Below are 206 nucleotides of genomic sequence, written 5' to 3' on the forward strand. Positions count from 1 at the left end.
TTAAGAAGGTGGCATGTTAATAGGACGCAGTAGTAATTATAAAATCCAACGCGAAAGGAAAACAGTTAGCAGTGGTCAACATGAGCAAAGTACGACTAAATTGTCAGAGATAAATCGAACCTTACATAAAATAATTCAAGAGTTAGATAGCTTAAGTTTACAAGTTAGTTCAGAAAAGGAACTAGAAAAACAAGTATTGTCTGACC

General features: G+C 34.0%; 1 protein-coding gene. It reads left to right on the forward strand.

Annotated elements, in window-relative coordinates; genetic code table 11:
- Positions 1–13 precede the first annotated feature (13 nt).
- The coding region (locus tag V6256_RS16355) for a DUF3461 family protein (RefSeq protein WP_341599223.1) at positions 14–206 on the forward strand (193 nt) is incomplete at its 3' end.

The sequence above is a fragment of the Psychromonas aquatilis genome (assembly GCF_038155185.1).
GTDB classification, from domain to species: domain Bacteria; phylum Pseudomonadota; class Gammaproteobacteria; order Enterobacterales; family Psychromonadaceae; genus Psychromonas; species Psychromonas aquatilis.